Source organism: Cellulophaga sp. F20128 (genome assembly GCF_023015805.1).
GTDB lineage: Bacteria > Bacteroidota > Bacteroidia > Flavobacteriales > Flavobacteriaceae > Cellulophaga.
The window spans coordinates 147,042-167,466 of record NZ_JALKBA010000003.1 but is presented as its reverse complement, the minus strand read 5'-3'; the positions used below and the strand labels follow the sequence as shown (position 1 = coordinate 167,466).

The window sequence follows — 20,425 nt, the reverse complement described above, 5'->3', positions numbered from 1 at the left end:
TAAGTATGTTTAAAAAATCAATACCAAATAGTTTCTTACTGATTGTGCTATTCTGCATTACCCATATGGCAACTGCAGAAATAAAACTACCTTCTATTTTTGGAAGTCATATGGTATTGCAACAACAGACAGATGCCGCAATTTGGGGTATGGCAGACCCTAATAAAAATGTGGAAGTAACCACTTCTTGGGATGGTAAATCCTATACCACAAAGGCGGACAGAAAAGGAAAGTGGCACTTAAAAGTTAAAACTCCTAGTGCAGGTGGCCCTTATGATATTAGAATCACAGACGGCACTCCAATAACACTAACCGATATTTTAATTGGAGAAGTATGGGTTTGCTCTGGACAGTCTAATATGTATATGCGATTAAAAGGTCTTGTAAACCAACCTGTATTGGATGCCAATAAAACTATTGCGACTTCTACCAATAATGAGATTCGATTTTTCAATGTAAAATTAAAGGCTAGCCTTGAGAAACTAGATGATTTTTCAGGAGAGTGGTTAGCTAGTAATCCCGAAAATGCCGTTAATTTTAGTGCTACGGCCTATCATTTTGCAAAAATGCTTCAAGAAGTATTACAAGTACCCGTGGGCATCGTAAGCTCAAGTTGGGGTGGAACGGCTATTGAACCATGGATTAGCGAGAGTGGTCTTCAATCTTTTGATTGGGTGCCAAAACCTGGACTAGATGCTAAAGGGAGAGTAACTCAAAGGATTCCTGCGGCTCTCTTTAATGGTATGATACATCCAATGAAAGGCTTTGCAATGAAAGGCGTTTTATGGTACCAAGGAGAGTCTAATCGTAATAATCCTGAAAAGTATAGTGCATTGTTAGCTGGTATGATCAACAATTGGCGAAACGAATGGAACATTGGCGAATTCCCTTTCTATTATGTGCAAATTGCTCCCTATAACTATGGAACTGCCGGTTTAAATTCTGCCTTATTAAGAGAGGCACAACTACAAACCTTAAGCCAGACGACCAATACAGGTATGGTGAGTTTAATGGATATTGGCGAAGAGCATATTATTCACCCTGCTAACAAACAAGTAGGGGGTGAACGATTGGCATATCTAGCCTTAGCTAAAACATACAATCTTAAGGGCATTGCCTATTCAGGGCCTGTTTTAAAAGAAATGAAAATTGAAGGGTCTGTTGTCAAATTATCCTTTGATCATGCCAAAAATGGCTTAAACACCTTTGGAAAACCACTTGTTAATTTTAAAATTGCAGGGAAAGACAAGCGTTTTTATCCAGCTAACGCCACTATTAATTGGCAAGGAATTACGTTGTTTTCGGCCTTTGTAAAAGAGCCCGTAGCAGTTCGCTATGCCTTTGACGACTTTGTAATTGGGGAATTACACAATACAGAAGGTTTGCCTGCATCTTCTTTTAGAACAGATGCCTGGGAAGTAGAGTAAAACTTTACGGATAAACACAATAGAAAAAAAATAATTAATAGCTCATAGAAATTTGATAATATGAAACTTACAATTACCAGAAGATTTCAACCCTTACTGTACGTACGCCTTCTCATTGTTAGCCTGTTTTTTTTAGGTGTTTCTTGCAAAGAAACACCTAAAAAAAATACAATTGTTAAGCATACCACGAAACCCAATGTTCTTATTATATTAACCGATCAATGGCGCGCCCAAGCCACGGGATATGCTGGTGACCCTAACGCTGTAACACCCAACCTTGACAATTTAGCCTCCGAAAGCATCAACTTCAAAAATGCCATTTCTGGCACTCCCGTTTGTACGCCTTTTAGAGCCGCTCTTTTAACAGGGCAGTTACCATTAACTACAGGTATTTTTATGAACGACCTGCAACTGAACCCCAATGCCTTGACTATGGCTGAAATATTTGCAGAGCAGGATTATAACACGGGCTATATTGGCAAGTGGCATTTAGATGGTCATGGTAGGTTACAGAATGTACCAGAAGGTCCCAGAAGACAGGGTTTTCAATTTTGGAACGGAAATGAATGTACCCATGATTATAACCATTCTGTATATTATGACAATGACGATCCCAACAGGAAAATATGGGAGAATTATGATACTTTTGATCAGACCGATGCTGCATTACACTTTATCAAGGAACATAAAACCGCCGACAACCCGTATTTGATGGTCCTTTCGTATGGTACACCCCATGGCCCCTATCATACAGCACCGGAGGCCTATAGAAATCGGTTTGACCCAGAAAAGATACAACTTCGACAAAATGTACCGGACAACCTAAAAGAAAAAGCCAAAAAAGATCTCGCTGGTTATTATGCTCATATAGCCGCTTTGGATGATATGATCGGTAAAATAAAAAAAGAACTCAAAGAGAATGGCCAATGGGATAACACCATTGTCCTATTCACTTCGGATCATGGTGATCTCCTTGGTTCTCATGGTGAATTAAAAAAACAACAACCCTATGATGAATCAATTGGAGTTCCTTTTTTACTGAAATTACCTTCCAATGCTGACATTAAACCGAGTATAAAACAAACAGTTATTAACTCAGAAGATATTTTACCAACACTATTAGGCCTTACCTCAATTGCTATTCCCAATACCATAGAAGGTACCGACTTTAGTGCTCTTATTACAAATAACGAGGATATAGAAAATGCAGGTCTTATTAGGTCCATACAACCTTTCGGCTCATGGAATAGAGGTCGAGGCGGACGCGAATACAGAGGGTTAAAGACCCCTAGATTTACCTATGCTCGAGATTTAAAAGGCCCGTGGCTTTTGTTCGATAACCAAGAAGATCCATACCAAGAAAATAATCTTATTGGAAACGAAAAGTATACAAGCGTACAAGCTACATTAGACAAGCAATTAGATCAAAAATTGAAAGCCAATAATGACCAATTCCTACCTGGCCCCGAATACATTAAAAAATGGGGGTATACAGTGGATAAAACAGGGACTATTCCATATACTCATTAATTACATTTAAATTAATTCCGTTATACAACATAACCGAAGTGGCTTGAACACAACTTTAAAACATTAAAATGAACCATAATAACAACATTCTTTTATAGGCTCTAGATTTTGTTTTATTTTCTTTCCATTCTTAGAATCCAAATGCACAAAACCAACCAAATGTCATTCTAATTGGAACAGACGATCAAGGTTTTGGGGATTTAGGGTATTGTGTAAATCCACACGAAAAAATGGACAAATGATACAAAGTGAGGGTTACTGTTCTGATGTATTTACAGATGTTGCAATGAATTCCATCAATGACGATATAATTACTATTGACGCTTTAAAACTAGAGGAAGCAACAACCAGATTAACGCCATTTCTTCCAGAAGAAAAAGGGTTTTACATAAAACCTTTTTATGTCAAAATTGAATCTATATAAGCGTTAACCCAATCTACCTTTAGTTGCTATTGTTTAACCACTGTTTAAGTCCTATCCTATTTCCTTCAAGGAAGAATTCCTCCAGAGCTAAAACATTACTTTTCTCTCTCTAAAAGCCGCTAAAAACGATCAATTTTTATTGCTTGCGTTTAGAATTCTACAAAAAAGTTAAGGCTCTACTTAAAAAATTTCTTTATTTTTTTAAGAATTTTTTAAGAATTTGTTGGCAACCAAAAAACAGTATCCATAGATATAAAAAATTTGTTTTGAAATAAAATACCTTCCTCGCTATTCTCAATAAAACACTCATTATCACTATTTTACATATAAAAAATAGGTTGTTTCGATCAAAATAAAGCCAATCATAATGTACTAACAGTACATGTATAAAGCGTAAAATCGACTTTAAATACACTTATTTTCTTAACATTTTTTTAACTAAAACAGGACAGTACAGGATACATTTTAACAGTTGAAGTTTTACCTTGAGCCCATTGCAAACAAACTCAATACATAATTTAAAAGAAAACTATGAAAAAAAATGAACCAATGAACAGTAAGTTAAAGCTTGGTGTTGTTGTCTTACTATTTCTGTTTAGTACGGCCTTTGCCTTAGCTCAAACAATTACTGGATCAGTTTCCAGTATCGATGGTCCCCTATTAGGTGCCAGTATTCTAGAAAAAGGAACAACTAATGGAACACAAGCAGATTTTGATGGTAAATTTACAATCAAAGTCACCAATGAAAATGCTATATTGATCATATCCTATGTAGGTTATGCTACTAAAGAAATCCCTCTTAAAGGCCGCAAAAACATTGTTGTGAATTTAGAAGAAAATGCAGCTGGTCTAGATGAAGTAGTCGTTGTAGGTTACGGTACTCAGAAAAAATCAAATTTAACAGGTGCCATCTCAATTGTAAACAGTGAAGTATTAGAAGACAGGCCTGTTGCTAATGCGATGCAAGCTTTGCAAGGAGCTGCACCAAATTTACAAATCACAACATCAAATGCGACTGGCGAACCTGGCGCAGGGATGAATGTTAACCTTAGGGGGTTAAGTTCATTTGCTGGAGGAAGTACCTCTCCTTTGGTATTAGTTGATGGTATTCCTATGGGGATAAACGATATTGACCCAAATGATATTGCGTCTGTATCAGTACTAAAAGATGTAGCTTCTTCTGCCATATATGGTGCAAGAGCAGCCTACGGTGTCATTTTAATTACCACAAAAAGAGGTAAAAAGAATAGTGGTGTTAAATTTTCATATTCTACCAACTATGCACTTAACTCCTTATTGAATATGCCACAAAATGCAGATGCACTTTCATTTGCACATACTATGAACCAAGCAAGGGCTAATATGGGAGCAGGTCCTTACTTTAATGATGATGCGCTCGACAGAATTGCACAAAATCTAGCAAATCCTGGAAGTGCTCCTGAAGTATTGCCAACACCTAATGGACAAGCTTGGAACCTTGGAGTAGACGGACTTAATGCTTCTGCAGCTACAGATTGGGAATCACTTTTATTTAAAAGTTCTGGATCCAGACTAAAACACAACCTTAGTATGAGTGGTGGTGGTGAAGATTTAACTTTTTACCTTTCTGGTGGTCTTTATCAAGAGGAAGGGTTATTAAAACAAGGCGATGATTTATATGACAGGTATAATATTGATGCAAAAATTGATGCAAAGATTTCCCCTTGGGCAAATATTTCCTTTTTGGCAAAATATAAGTACGAAAAGCAAGAATATCCAGATCATGCTGGTAATGGCAGATCCTTTGTGATGTTACTTATGACTAGGTTAAAACCAACGAAACCTGCATTTTACCCTGGCACAGATGTATGGACCGGAAGAGTTGGAGAACAAGAATTACACAGGGCTATGGATAAAAGTAGACAATTAGTTATTTCTCCTAGATTAACACTAGAACCAATCAAAGATTGGGTAACAAACATTGATCTTAACTACAGGACAAATGACAATAGCAGTCAATCTGAATTTCCAACAGTACCAACTGCAATACCAGATGGTCTAGGTGGATCAATAGTTAGCTCTACTAGCCGATTAAATACGCGTTACCAAGCGAGCACTAATACAAACACCTATTTATCTCCAAACATCTATTCTAACTATTCAAAGAGTTTTGGCAAGCATAACTTCAACATAATGGCTGGTTACCAGCAAGAAGTATATAACTACTTTAATTTAAATGCCCAAGCTTTTCATTTATTAACAGATGCCATTCCTTCAATTAGTACAGCAGTAGGTGAATCAACAGTTTCTGATGGAAAAGGACATTGGTCTACTCAAGGTGTTTTTGGAAGGTTTAAATATAATTTTGATGAAAAATATTTACTGGAAATGAATATTAGAAGAGATGGATCTTCAAGGTTTGAGCCAGGCAAGGAATGGGGAACCTTTCCTTCTGCATCAGCTGGATGGGTAGTTTCAAAAGAATCATTTTACCCATTAAAAGATCAAATTGAATTCTTAAAATTCCGAGGGTCTTATGGTTCTGTCGGAAACCAAAACGTTGCCAATTATTTATACATTCCCAATTTACCAACAAGGGAGTCCAATTGGTTGTTTGGTGGAGAACGGTTATGGACCGTGGGAATCCCAAATCTATCTAGTGTTGATTTAACATGGGATAAAGTGAATACATTAAATTTAGGGTTAGACTTACAGGCACTAGACAGAAGACTAGGCATTACCTTTGAATGGTATAAAACTGTAAATAACGACCTTGTTGGTCCCGGTCTTACAGCCCCAGCACTATTAGGAACTAGCGTTCCACTAACCAATGCAGGAGAAATAACTACAAAGGGATGGGAAGTTGAAGTATCCTGGAAAAATACTTCAGATAATTTTTCTTACGGTGTAAAAGGTGTTTTATCTGATTATAGAAGACGAGTAACAGAATACAATAATCCAACAAAACTTCTAAATGCGTACCACATTGGACAAGAATTGGGAGAAATTTGGGGTATGGAAACTGCAGGTCTTTTCCAGACAGAAGATGAAGTTACAAACTATCCCATAGATCAATCGTTTATATACTCTGGAAATTGGTTTCCTGGTGATGTTAAATATGTAGATTTGGATGGTGACGACATAATTAATACCGGAGACAATACAAGAGATAATCCAGGGGATAGAAAAATCATAGGAAATAGTACGCCTAGATTTCAATTTGGTTTAAGTGGTCATGCATCCTGGAAAGGAGTTGACATTTCATTCCTTGTACAAGGTGTAGCCAAAAGAGATTTGGATCTTAGGGGACTTGGAACTTTTAGAGGACCAGCAAACGGACCTTTACACGCTAATGTATATGAAGAGCACTTAGATTTTTTCAGGCCAGAAGACACAACAAACCCCTTAGGCCCTAATACAGATGCTTATTTTCCAAATTCATATTCTCAGTTTACGGGGCAAAATAATAAAAACTATCGTTTTACAACAACTAGATTCCTTCAAAATGGAGCATATACTAGACTTAAAAATCTTCAAATAGGGTTTACACTCCCCACTAACGTAACTGAAAAATTAAAAATTTCTAAGGCTAGAATCTATTTGTCTGGAGAGAATCTATTAACGTTTACAGATTTAATGATCTATGATCCTGAAGCTTTTAATGGAAGAACAGGTCGTACTGGTGACCAATATCCGTTGAGCAAGGTATACTCATTAGGCTTAAATATTAACTTCTAAAACTAAAACAATGAAAAATATATATTATATATTCTTGATATTCACAATAGGAATATTTTTTAATTCCTGTACCGATGATTTATTGGAAAAAAATCCACTAGATGAAATTTCAAATGCTGATTTTTGGAAGACAGAAGGTGATTTACAATTGTATTTAAATGACCTTTATGGCAAGTTTCCAGGCTGGGCTGGTGGAGGTGCGGCACCATCGCCAGATTTAGGAACCGATATTGTTATTGAATCTTCTGAGTGGTTTGGAGGATCTTCAACTCCTCGTTTAGATGGAACGCTTAATGTACCAGCAACTGGCGGAGGCTGGAACTGGGGAAATGTTCGTGAAATCAACTTTTTTCTTGAAAATGCAGCGCGTGCGGAAAGTGGTGATTTAGTAGAACATTATATCGGAGAAGGTCACTTTTTTAGAGCTTACTTTTATTATAATTTAATGAGAAATTTTGGAGACCTTCCCATAATTACTAAAGTATTAAATGTTGAGGATAATGACATTTTATACAGTGAGCGTAGCCCTAGAACAGAGGTTGCAAATTTTATTTTAGCTGAATTGGATTTGGCCATTTCTAAGATGAAGGATGCTAGCGAATTACAAGAACCATCACGATTAAATAAAGATATAGCTTTACAATTTAAAGCTAGGGTTGCCTTGTATGAAGGTACATGGGAAAAATACCACCAAGGAACTGATTTTGCAGGAAGCACTAATGGAGCAGGTTTTTTACAACAAGCTGCCGACGCAGCAAAAAGTGTAATGGATGCTGAAAATTATTCACTAGCTACAGGAAATGTAAATGAGGCTTATTATAATTTATTTGTGCAAACAGACTACAGTGGGCATCCAGAAGTTATGTTGTACAAACAGTATGATTATTTAACCTACAACATCCAGAATTCGTTGTGGAACCAACCCAATGCACATGGAATGACACGGGAAATGACTAAATACTATCTAGCTTCAGATGGATTACCCATAGCTGTGAGTCCTGAATTTACAGGAGATGCTACTCTTGCTGAAATACAAGAAAATCGCGATCCAAGATTAGCACAATCCGTAATGGCACCTGGGGATTTAGATTTTATTGGTATAAACGGTGATGAAGTTTTATTTTCAGTTCCTTTTATGACGCGTAATCCTACAGGATATTCCATTGAAAAATGGAGATCAAAACAATTGTTTGCAGAATTAAACAATCAAAGAACTAGAGACATTGGTTATATTATTTTTAGATACGCGGAATCTCTTTTAATATACGCGGAGGCTAAAGCAGAACTAGGAACTATAACCCAAGCTGATGTTAATATGTCAATTAACTTATTAAGAGATAGAGTTGGGATGCCAGATTTAGATATAACAAACATAACGGTTGATCCGGAATGGCCAGATTATGGATATGCAATGCCAGATTACTTATACGAGATTAGAAGAGAACGTGTTGTAGAGCTATTTGGTGAGGGAAATAGGCTAGATGATTTAATGCGATGGAGAGCGCATAAGCTCTTTGTAGACAAAAGGCCAACAGGAACAACGTACACCGCTGATATTGAAGCAGAGTTTCCTAATTTAGTGGTTAATAACGATGGCTTCCTTGATCCATTCAGGGATTACTTAAATACAGGAACTTATGGATTTGACCCTACAAGAGACTATTTATTACCAATACCATCAACGGAGATAACCTTAAACAACAAAATAGATCAGAACCCTAATTGGTAAAATTAAAATATCATTAACACCCATTACAAAAGAGCCGGTCAAAATAGAGACCGGCTCTTTTTTTATGTTATCACGTATTCCAATCGGCATTTAGTTACCCATTTCTACTAAGCAGTATGTTTGCCACAAATTCACCTGCTATACGTCTTTTAAGCACTAGTGAGAGATTTTTTTTAATAGAATCAGCTAAGTCTTAGTTAAAACATCATTCTAGCCACAAAAACCTTGTAAGTCACTTTATTACTTAGAAAGCAATTCCCTCATCTATCTAAAGTCAGCACCTATAAACTAAAATTAGTTTCCACCAAGTTGCTTACCCTCGCTTTTGGGAATGACAATTATACATAAACCTAATCTATAGGGAGACCAGAGTACATTCTTGTTTAGATTACCTAAAAAAAGCCATTGTAAATGTTTTCATTTACAATGGCTTTTATCCTATAACTTAATTGCGTTTCCCTACGCTAATTCCTAAATATCCTTACTCCACAATTAATTTGGCTCGCATTACCGAAGAGTGTCCTGGGAAGGTACAAACTATCCAATATTGACCTGGAGTATCAGGAATTTGAACATATATCTTTTCAGAACTTTCTGGCTGAAGTATTCCAGTGTGGTACAATACCAAATCGGTATCCGGAACATAATTGTAATCTGCACCATCTAAACCAAGTGATAATGCCATTTTACCTACTTCATCTACAGCTGCTTTCCCTTTTTCTGTAATCACAAGGTTATGAAGCATATCATCATTATTATTAAATGTTAATTCAACCTTAGTTCCTCTTTTTACAGTTACTTCTTCAACATCATATTTTAACCCTGGTTTGGTACCTATAGCCAGTTTTTGATCAACCTTATTGTTCCATGTTGCAGGCATCGTATTAGTGCGTTTTGGTTGATTAACCTTTTTATCGGATTTCGAAACTACGGTCATGGATGGAGAATTTAATTTTCCTCCAGGCACTTCGTTTAGGGTGTAGTACCCTGTATTGTGTAATAGTAATTCCCCTGAAGTTGCTTTTGCACCTGGTACTTCTAATTGATGAATATACCCCAAACGCAAACCGTGGATTTTTAGGGTTACACTAAGCCCATCTTCTGAAACTTGTGCCGCATGAATCATTGCCGATTGTTTGTCAATGATATCACTCCCATATGTACTATGGTAATTATACGTAAATGTAGTTAGGTTGTACGAAGACACATCAGCAGCCAATTTTTTATTTACAGGCTTAGTAAATTCAAGTTTAAACCCGTCGTTTAAAGCCTTCATTGTTTTTATTTCAAAAGGCATTTTCCCTGTCCATTTTAATCGTTGTAGTCCATACTGTTTTTTTCCAGTAGAAGCCCATCCCCTACTTGTCATCCCAACAAACATACTTGCATCACTTCCCCAAATCATACGTAAAACTCCGGAAGAAAAACCTTCCCTAAAAGGAAAAGCTGCACCTTGGTAAACGCCGTTTATCTTTTCCATAAATACTCGGGTAATCTTACTGTGACCTTGATCACCGATAAACATTTGTCCTTCAAAAGGACCAAACTTACTTGCCGTAGTATCGTACAAAATATCTGAAGTAGCGATCCCCAAAACGGTATGTGGAAACCAAATGGCTGGTGCTTTAAGTGCTGGCAACTTTTTAGAATACTCATAAAGTGTAAGCCCAGAATCATCTTCTATATCACTTTGTTTTAATTTTATAGGAGATTTAGGATCTGAAGACCACTTTAATCCTGCTGGATTTCCTGCAAAATCACCTTTTTCCAAATGCGTCATTCGTCCAGAACCTACCCAATCGCCTTGATTTTCAGTATAAAAAACATCGCCTTCTTCATTTATTTCAAAACCAGATGGCGAACGCAAACCAGTTGCAATAGGTTCCATTTCGCCTTCTGGTGTAATTTTCAATAACCATCCACGCCATTTAACCAAGCTGTTACCGTGGCCCGTCCATGACAAATTAAGGGTAACCAACATATCTCCATTGGCCGTGAATTTAGGTCCATAGGAGTAATCGTGATAGTTACCGGATAACGGCCAAGAATAAATGGTCTTGTACAAATTTGCTTTTCCGTCGCCATTGGTGTCCGTTAAACGTGTTAATTCTCCCCTTTGGGCAAGGTAAAAACTATTGTCTTTAAAATTAAGTCCGAGAGACTCATGCAACCCGTGCGCAAATCTTTTATAAATAGGATTATCACTATAAGGCTTATCTATTACCCATACTTCTCCTCTTCTTGTAGATACGCCAAGCTTATCCTCATTGGTTAGCACTAAACCACCAACTTCCAAAATAACATCTTTGGGAATTGCAACATCTACAATTTCATAGTAAACAGCTTCTTTTTGAGCCATTTCAGAAGGAGCTTGCGCACTGAGCAAAGTGCTGAAAATTATAAAAACTAGTACTAATGATATTTTTATACTATGATACATATGCATTCTTTTAATTTACCAGATAATATTATAATTTATACTTTTATTTCCAGGAGCTATTTTTACCAATAACTCATCTTTACCATTCACATTTCTGATTATCGGGGTTATGCCATCAGAAGTAGAAAAATCTATAAAGTAGTTCTCGTCCCGAATCACATATGTCCCATCTGGTAATTTTTTAATTTCTTTACCGTCTGCCATTTTAAACCAAATCTCTTGACTTCCTGCAATTGAAATTACTCTTTTAAACCCTCTACCATTCTTTAATGCCTCTATTTTATTGGCGATGGTAGATTCGTTCATTTGATAGGAAAAAGTAGGAATTCCAGTGGCATCAAACTCATACCCCAATTGCTTTTGGATTATAGTGCTAGCAATACTATCTGGCCAAACCGTTCTTTCATCTTCTAAAAAAGCAAAATCTGGATTTCCGGTAAAAGAAATATTAAATTCATTGGGAACCCCTAGTTGTTCAATTCCGCGAACATACCACATATGGGTTGCGTCTAAAAATTGTCCGTCCCAAACTTTTAACAGCGATCCTAACTCTAAATCGTAGGCATAACTAACGCCTTCTGGCATACCAACCGAAATTACATGGGTACGTTTCTCCCCCTTATGCATTAAATAACTACGTTGTGTAACTGGCTCATTTTTAACCTCTATAATGACATCATTTTTTGGGTTTCTCCTCCTAGGTACAAATGAATTTTTAGCATGTAAATCGTGCTTTTCCATCTCAGGACCTTCAACAGATAGCCCTAATCCACTAGTTCTACCATTGTATTTATTATAGATTAACGCAAATGGTGTCTTCCCTTTTTGAAGCGCTATTTTGGCATAGCCATTAAAATTCTGATCAAGCTTGATTATTGTATCATTATTTAGTAATAAGAAGCCTCCAGCCACATTTACTTTGTAATTAAAAACATAATCCCCAGTAGTTGGCACTTCTAACTCTCCCTTGTATTCAAGAATTTTTCGAGGACGCTCACCTGTTGCCATCAAAGCTGAAATAGAATCTGTGTCTAGGGTACGAAGCGAGGTAATGGTATCCAAACCAGGTAGTGTTTCTGACTTACTATCATACTCGGTCATTTTAAGATTAGTTAAAGTTACCCTATTTTCTCCATACAATTTATACTTTAAATTTTTAATGGCTACAGGCCCATGATCACCTTGAATCATAAATGGTCCTAATGGTTTTTCATCTGTAAAAGCTGCGGCTCTTGTTGGCCCCGTAACTTCTACATTTTCATGTAGTAACTGATTATTTAGCCAAACTTCTTTAAACACTGCATTCTTGATTTTTTCACCTTCAGGATTAAATTTCGGCGCATGAAATACAATCCTAAAATGTTGCCATAAACCTGGCGCCTTAGCTGCGTTTAAATGAGGCGCATGGCCTTCATACCCCTTTTCTTCCGCTCTCTCATTATCCCAACGCTGGTAAATACCACCCATATCTGCAGCGGTAGGATTTAAAACACCCCAGCTATCAAATAATTGAATCTCATATCTCCCTTGAAAATACAAACCTGAATTAGAATTTACCGGCATCATAACATCAACCTCAACTTCTATATCTCCATGTTCAAAGGCTGTAAAAAGATGGTCTTTTGAGTTTGGAGTAGGTAAGTTTATTAAAACACCTGTACCTGGAGTGCCAGAAAGTGATTTGTCTTTTTTTCTATCCACATAAGCATCTTCAACAATTTGCCAATTGTCACCATTTTTTAAAAACCCAGACTTATCGTTTAAGTCAATGGTTTTAAATGGTAAAAATGATACAGGTACATCAACCAAATCGGTTTTTGTTTCTTTATTTTTATTTGTACAACTAATTACAATTAGTTGAGCAACTACAAGAAAAACGAGTATTTTCTTCATTAATTTAAGTTTAGTACAATATTATATAATTACTTAATTGCTTTTATCATTAATTTACCCATTTTTTTCCCCAACCAAAGATTAGATTCAGAATTAAAATGAGTATTGTCCTTAAGCGTTTCCAGTTTATCTGTATTGATAATAAAAACGTTTTTGTCTTGTGCAGCTACCGTATCTTGAGCGGCTTGTACCGTAGCAGTATAATCAAAAACCCAAGGTGTTTCACGCAATAGCCCTATTGATATTCGTCCCATTACAATGGGAAAGTCCGGTTTACCAATTTGGATCCGTACGTCCTTGAAGAAGATTTTTAAATTTTTCTCGTAATCATTGGCCCATTCTATGGTTTCAGCATCTGACTCCCCCTGCATCCATAACATTCCCTCAACTTCATAGGTAGCTCCAGATTGCTCTAGATTTTCTAATGCATTGTTCATGTTTTTAAGAAATCGGCTATACATTGGCTGATTAGGAAGCCAATGTTTCCATAATTTTGTTCCTCCTGCAGAAGTCTTTACTACCGCTATTCTGTGCTTCGGAAACTTTTTAGCCATTAAATGTGAAAATGCAATTTCAGGCCCAAATTTAAATTTTCTTCGGCTTGCAAAAGAGTCTGTTCCCAAAGCCATCCACTTATTTTCTTTATTGTCCCACATCATAATCTTGTCTGAATGGGTTTGGTATTTCTCAGGAAGTTCTTCTGATTTTCCGGTACCATCCATATTGGATTGGCCACCTAAAATAAAAACTTTAACCGGTAATTGATCTTGTTTGCTTTGGCCGTTACTAGAAACAGTAAAAAGAACAATAATTAAAAACAACACTAAAGAATTTTTATACAACATAAGTTTGGGTAACATTAAAATTTAATAAAATCATAAGATTCATACACTCCTAGGGTTTTTTCAATTTGATATTAAACAGAAAATATATCGAGAACAAAACTCCAGTTTTGAAATTTTTATCAGCGATATAATTTCTATAAAATTACAATCCTAAGGGCCATTCCTTAGTTTAATTTAACATTTGTAACGGTAGTATCTTTATACTGTTTTTGCAGTTTAAGCAATTCTGTATACATAGTTTGTGTTACTTCTTCATATCCTTCTTTTCCATAAAGGTTGTTTACTTCAGTAGGATCTTCTTTAAGGTCATACAACTCCCATTGGTCAATATCCTCATAAAAATGAATTAACTTATAGCGATCCGTTCTAACCCCATAATGTCTTTTAACCGAATGTGGTCCTGGATATTCATAGTAATGATAATAGACCGCATCTCTCCATTCCGCGGCTTCACCTTCTAACAAAGGAAGCAACGAATTTCCTTGCATATCTATAGGAATCTCTGCCCCTGCAAGTTCTAAAAAGGTTGGTGCATAATCAATATTTTGAACCAAATCTGGAATGGTTTTATTTTTAAATCTAGATGGTAATTTCATCAACAATGGGGTACGGAAAGATTCTTCGTACATAAAACGCTTGTCGAACCAGCCGTGTTCTCCCAAATAAAATCCTTGGTCAGACGTATATACAACCAAGGTGTTTTCTGCCAATCCATTTTCTTCCAAATAATCTAACACTTCACCTACACTATCATCAACAGAAGCAATACATCTTAAATAATCTTCTAAATACCGCTGGTACCTCCATTCCATCAATTCCTTACCTTCTAAACCTGCTTCTTTAAAATAGGTAATTTCCTTTTCATAGGCCTTATCCCATGCAGCCCGTTGGGCAGGATTCATACGGTTGATCTGATTTTCAAAATATTTACGAAGAGGCCCATCAATTTCGCCTTCTTTATCATACATTTTTAAATCGTTTACCGGACAAAAATCTTTGATATGCATTTTTTGACTGGCTGCAGCCGTACGCCCTTCATAGTCATCATAAAAATTCTCTGGCAGTTTAAATTTAACATCGTTGTACTTTTCCAAGTAGGTAGTATCTGGCATCCAACATCTGTGAGGTGCCTTATGGTGCATTAGCAACGCAAATGGCTTCTCAGTATCTCTATTTTTTAACCAGTCTAAACTAAACTCCGTAATAAGACTCGTGACGTACCCTTCTACCCTGCTCTTTTCTCCCATTTCGTTAAAATCGGGATTGTAGTAATCTCCTTGACCTGGTAAAATATTCCAATAATCAAAACCAGTAGGATCACTCCCTAAGTGCCACTTGCCAATCATTGCTGTTTGGTAGCCGGTTTGTTGTAAAATTTTAGGGAAGGTAACCTGACTCCCGTCAAACCTTTGGCTATTAATTTGCTGCCCATTTAAATGAGAAAATTTACCTGTCAACATTACGGCCCTACTTGGTGAACAGATAGAGTTGGTTACAAAACTACGCGTAAACTTAGCACCTTCAGTTGCTATCCTATCTATATTTGGCGTCTGATTTAGCTCTCCATTATAGCTACTTATTGCCTGATAACCGTGGTCATCGGTCATAATATAAACTATATTTGGTTTCGCTTGTTTCTTAACTTCTACAGGTTTGTCTTTACAGGCAATACCACTAAGCAGTAGTAAAAAACACAGTATCAAGGTATAAATTATTTGTTTCATCTAAAATATTTAAAGGGTATACTTTACGTATTGGTGACTTATTTAAATTCAATATCAATGGTAGAAAACCACTTTCTTCTCAGGTATTCTTCAATACCTTTTCGCTCCCATTCTGTTAATTTTCTATCAATCACAATCAATTCTGCAATAGCACCTTCCCACAAACCTTCTGTTCTTTTTAAGCCTACGTCTGATGGGGAAGCCAATTGCACAGTTAATATGCAGTAGTCCATTGGGTTTGGAGTTGTAAATGGGTTTATTTTTTCGCCATTAAGGTATACTTCACCATTTTTTGTTCGATCATCTATCGATTCTATATCAAACATCGACTTTTTATGATCTTTACTTTTTCCTATAAATTGATTTAAGCCTCTATAAAGACTAGTTCCTGGAGTGGAAACACTACTTTCCTTATACACCATTATAACGGTATGAAAATCCTTTATTTCGTTTTCCATAGATTCTACCCACACCTTATCAAAAGCAGCAACTCCTTTACCATTCAAGGTGTTAGGCTCGTATTTAATAAATAGGTCGTTTGGTGTACGCCAAGTTTTACTTTTCCATGCTTTAACCGGCCCTCTTAGTGGTAAAACCGAGTCTTCACTCCCATTTCCATCAATATCACTAGCATCAAGCCATAATTTTACACTTCTATTACCTATTTCAGATGGTGAAATTGCAATTGCTCTTTTATTAGAAACATCATCTATCGCAATACCAATTCTATTGCTACTTTCTGCTTTGGAAAGTTTATTTTGTGCCGACACATAATAATTACCTCTTTGTTGCGGCTTAAATGAAGTTCCAATTTTTAATGGCTTCTCATAAGTTTCACCCTTTGTTAAAGGAGCATCATTTGCGTACCATTTATAGGTATACCCATCTATCGGAGCTACAATACTAATTGTACCATTAGTGTCACTCTTTATTTTTACATCATTAATTTTAAAAGGATATACCTCTGGGACCTGTACTGAACCTTGAAGCGTGTTATTGTCAGCATCTATCACAACATAGTCATAATCGCCGCCTTTAAGATTAATTAATTCTTTCTGATTTAATGTATTAGCTGTAACACTAGTAGGCACTCTTAAATAGTTAATATTTGGGATAGATTCTCCTATAGATTGTAAGCTTAATTTATTTTCTCCCTCCGTTAAAAACACATTTACCGATGCAGCTGCCCACCCGGTATACAATGGAAGTGTTTTGGCAAATTGTATGTTTTTATCCATCAGTTTACCATTAACCTTTAGCTGAACTGTAGATCCATTCATTTGTATACCCCCATATATGATATCTATAGGATATATACCACTATTGCCCACCTCAATATTCCATGAGACTTCACCTTCATTTCCTTTAAAAGAAACATAGGAGTTATTACTAGCGCTAGAAAGTGATTTCATTTCATAACCTGAAATATCAAAAACACCATTTTCCGCTTCGTAAATTCTAGATTCACCATAGGTATAGTCGGCATTTTTCCATTGCACTTTATACGGTTCTACTGCTCCTTTTACATCCAATACCAAAGAGCCATTACCCTTACCAATTTCAGATGCTTTAACATTTGTAACTACCTGAATATCTGATTTATTTTTAGCTGTTTTTTTAGGCTTGCTTAATTTTCCACTAACACTACTTTTATAAATAGCGCTTTTTGCTGTTACAGTGCTATACTCGCTATCTATTACTGTAAGGTCGTACACACCAACACCCACTTCGTTTAAACTATTTTCTGTTGATCCATTAGACCACTTATAACTATAAGGTGGCACACCTCCTATTACTTTAGATTCAATGGAATGGGAAAACGTAGCATTCTTATCCTTTTGTTTCGGGTTTAGTTTTACAGAGAGCTGTTTATTACTGTTAGAAGTAGGGGCGCTATTATTAACATTCCATTTCACTTCAAATTTAGGGAACCTGGCGTATGGCGGATCAGGTCTAATATTTGGGGTTTCATCTGTAATTTCACACACCAATTTATACTTAGAAATTGCGCCGAATTCGACCTCCAATTCATCTACTCCCGTAGCTATTAATTTTTCATTTAAAAACCATCGAACAACCTGAGTATTAGGTTCTGGCTTAATATGATCTACTGAAAACTTTATTTTTTCCTGCCCATTTATTTCAATTGAAGTATTCTCTGGAACAAAAGAATTTATTGGATCTACCAAATCGTAAACACGCATAGATACTCTTTGGTTACACGGTGGACACATTTCTTCAGTATTATCAAAAATGCCAGCCCCCATTATACAACCCTGAGCCGTTGATCTAAAGTAATCTACCAAATGATATTGATTTCCTTCAAACGCACCTATTTTATCTAAATATTCTGCTTCATATGGAGTTGGGACAGGAGTTGTTGGCTCTATCCACTTTCTCCATTTTACTTTATTTCTTTCATAATTTATATCAGCAGAATAGGTAGGAAAAGCATCTGTCCCGGTTTGGTGTGTGGTATACTCATCCCCCAAACTCATGCACGTATGAGAAATTTCGTGCAACATTTTCCCTATTCCATTTCCAGCAATTACGGCATTCCCTACTCTTGCCTCTAAATTTCTGGCAGCTCCACCACCTCCATTTTCCAAGTTAGGCATAATTAGGAATGTTACCCAACCTTTATGTTCATCCTTCCACGGCAAAAATAATTTCTCACGAATAGCATCGATGTTTTCAATTTCTATTCCATTTCTAAATTCTGGTGTATGCGGCGCCCAAAACCCGTACACATTAAAAAACTCCTTATAATTAGCATATGCTGTTTGTGCTCTTTCATCGCCATAAGTTAAAGCTGCAAACAATGACTCTTCTATATCCTTTACAAACTCACCTCTCATTTCAGGAGTGTTATAAGGCGCCTTTTCTTTTGAAGTCCACTGATTAATTATAACGATGTTAATTCTATTATCTTTATCACCAGTAATTTGAATAGGAATCAGTTCAGATTTTTCAATAAAAGCATCCAACTCCTTTTCACTCCACGCTATTTTTGATCTATTGTTGGATTGTGAATGGGCACAAAAAATCACACCCAAAACAAAAAAAATAGTGCCAAACAATCTCCTCATATTACCTTTTTTAGTTCTAATTAATAAACGAATTTACTCAGAGGTAAAAGTAACGTATCAGCACTCCATCTTATACTACAAAATTATCCGAATACTGTACTATGTTTACATAAAGACAAACTAATTATTTCCGTTGTGCCATAAGACTGGCAACAATTGAATCGCATTTCTGGGCATAGATTTCTATTTGGTCTTTATACTTGGGATCAAGTGCCAAATTATTCACCTCATTAAGATCTTCCTTATGATTGTAAAATTCTATAAATTCTGGGTTAGCTTCATACCTGATAAATTTCCAAGTATCATCCCTAATGCTTTCTGTCTTTGGCAATAACGATTCACCGGCACGTTGATGCTCAAAAAACCCAGAAGTACGCCAACCTTGGGTATCTCCTTTATAAAACGGCAACAAACTTTTACCTTGGTAACTTTCTGGAATGGCAACACCCGCCAAGTCTAAAATTGTAGGTGCTATGTCTAAGTTTAGAACCATTTCATCAAAGGTTTTTCCTTGCATGGCTACATCGGCCCTTGGATCATAAATCATCATAGGAACACGAAGCGATTGTTCATGCATAAGCCATTTGCCAGCAAAACCACGTTCGCCTAAATAATATCCATTATCTCCCATAAAAATAATAACGGTATTATCGGCAATACCTTCCGCTTCTAATGTTGCTCTTAAACGCCCCAACACACTATCTACCGTACTGATCATTTTATAATACCCTTTTACCATTTTTTGAAATTTTTCAGGGGTATCATAACGCCAGTACCATCTTTTTCTATTCATAGAATGTTTCATAAAATCTGGTAAGGCAGTAAAAAAAGCAGGGTCTGCTGTAGTAGGTGTAGGAATTTCATCTTGAACATATAGGCTGTCCATATATTTAGGCCAAAAATATTGTTCCTCAGATCCATCGTCTGCATGCGGAGACCAAAAGGATAATGACAAACAAAATGGCGCATCTTTTTTTGCTTTAATAAAATCTATTGCATGGTTCCCATTGATGTCTGCCAGATGAACTTCTTTACCATTAATATTTTTTAAATATGGATAATAGGTTTTAATAATTGTATCAAACATTCCGCCTTCAATACCACCATTTACTTTAACGCCAAATTTACCAACAAACCCTGTTGTATACCCTGCGTTCTTTAGTAAGGCTGGGTAACTATGATTCATATACTCATTTTTCAAATTAGGCTTTCCAAAATTAAAATCATGCGTTCTTTCATACAATCCCGTAAGGATGGTTGCCCTACTGGCTGCACAAATTGGTGTGGTAACAAATGCGTTTTTGAAGTACACCCCTTCCCCTGCCAGTTGATCCATATTGGGTGTCTTAATAATAGAATTTCCAGAAAATCCAAGGGCATCCCAGCGTTGGTCATCGGTTAATACAAATATAATATTCGGCTTTTGCGTTTCTTTAACCTCGTCTTGTGCTTGTTTCTTCTCTGCACATCCACCAATTAAGCCTACTAAAAAAAGGATAAGTGCTATCCCTTTAATTTTTTTCATTTTTTGTATCATTATAAATTCTTTACTTATTACTATTTTTTTATTCTCAGAGGACCGCTGAAAAATAATTCATTCTAAAATG

Annotated in this window: 11 protein-coding genes; 5 read left to right on the top strand and 6 right to left on the bottom strand. The window is 36.2% G+C overall.

Features of this window, described 5'->3' with window-relative positions:
- Positions 1–5: 5 nt before the first annotated feature.
- The 5 genes from MWU65_RS04705 (at position 6) to MWU65_RS04685 (ending at position 8,827) form a co-directional block, all read left to right on the top strand.
- Positions 6–1,427, top strand: coding sequence for a sialate O-acetylesterase (locus MWU65_RS04705; RefSeq protein WP_247076023.1), 1,422 nt, complete (start codon positions 6–8; stop codon positions 1,425–1,427).
- A gap of 60 nt (positions 1,428–1,487) precedes the next feature.
- Positions 1,488–2,957, top strand: coding sequence for a sulfatase-like hydrolase/transferase (locus MWU65_RS04700; RefSeq protein WP_247076022.1), 1,470 nt, complete (start codon positions 1,488–1,490; stop codon positions 2,955–2,957).
- A 238-nt stretch (positions 2,958–3,195) separates the two neighbouring features.
- On the top strand, positions 3,196–3,381 hold the full coding sequence (locus tag MWU65_RS04695; protein ID WP_247076021.1) for a hypothetical protein: 186 nt from the start codon (positions 3,196–3,198) through the stop codon (positions 3,379–3,381).
- 531 nt (positions 3,382–3,912) lie between these two features.
- Entirely contained in the window at positions 3,913–7,098 is a 3,186-nt protein-coding gene (locus tag MWU65_RS04690; RefSeq protein WP_247076020.1) for a TonB-dependent receptor, read from the top strand.
- A 10-nt stretch (positions 7,099–7,108) separates the two neighbouring features.
- Positions 7,109–8,827: a RagB/SusD family nutrient uptake outer membrane protein gene (locus MWU65_RS04685; protein WP_247076019.1), complete on the top strand. Its 1,719-nt coding sequence runs from the start codon at positions 7,109–7,111 to the stop codon at positions 8,825–8,827.
- Positions 8,828–9,308: 481 nt separating this feature from the next.
- Here the strand turns inward: MWU65_RS04685 and MWU65_RS04680 are convergent, their stop codons facing one another.
- The 6 genes from MWU65_RS04680 to MWU65_RS04655 form a co-directional block, all read right to left on the bottom strand.
- The gene (locus MWU65_RS04680) at positions 9,309–11,267 is read right to left on the bottom strand and encodes a plastocyanin/azurin family copper-binding protein (protein ID WP_247076018.1); all 1,959 of its coding nucleotides are present in this window, start codon (positions 11,265–11,267) and stop codon (positions 9,309–9,311) included.
- Positions 11,268–11,282: 15 nt separating this feature from the next.
- Entirely contained in the window at positions 11,283–13,160 is a 1,878-nt protein-coding gene (locus tag MWU65_RS04675) for a DUF1080 domain-containing protein (protein ID WP_247076017.1), read from the bottom strand.
- Positions 13,161–13,189: 29 nt separating this feature from the next.
- Positions 13,190–14,020 carry a sialate O-acetylesterase gene (locus MWU65_RS04670; RefSeq protein WP_247076016.1) on the bottom strand — a complete coding sequence of 277 codons (831 nt, stop codon included), beginning with the start codon at positions 14,018–14,020 and terminating at the stop codon, positions 13,190–13,192.
- A 149-nt stretch (positions 14,021–14,169) separates the two neighbouring features.
- Positions 14,170–15,729, bottom strand: coding sequence for a sulfatase (locus tag MWU65_RS04665; RefSeq protein ID WP_247076015.1), 1,560 nt, complete (start codon positions 15,727–15,729; stop codon positions 14,170–14,172).
- A 38-nt stretch (positions 15,730–15,767) separates the two neighbouring features.
- Positions 15,768–18,818: a M64 family metallopeptidase gene (locus MWU65_RS04660; protein ID WP_247076014.1), complete on the bottom strand. Its 3,051-nt coding sequence runs from the start codon at positions 18,816–18,818 to the stop codon at positions 15,768–15,770.
- A gap of 124 nt (positions 18,819–18,942) precedes the next feature.
- A complete protein-coding gene (locus MWU65_RS04655; protein ID WP_247076013.1) occupies positions 18,943–20,343 on the bottom strand; it encodes a sulfatase in 1,401 nt (466 codons plus the stop codon).
- Between the last annotated feature and the right edge of the window lie 82 nt (positions 20,344–20,425).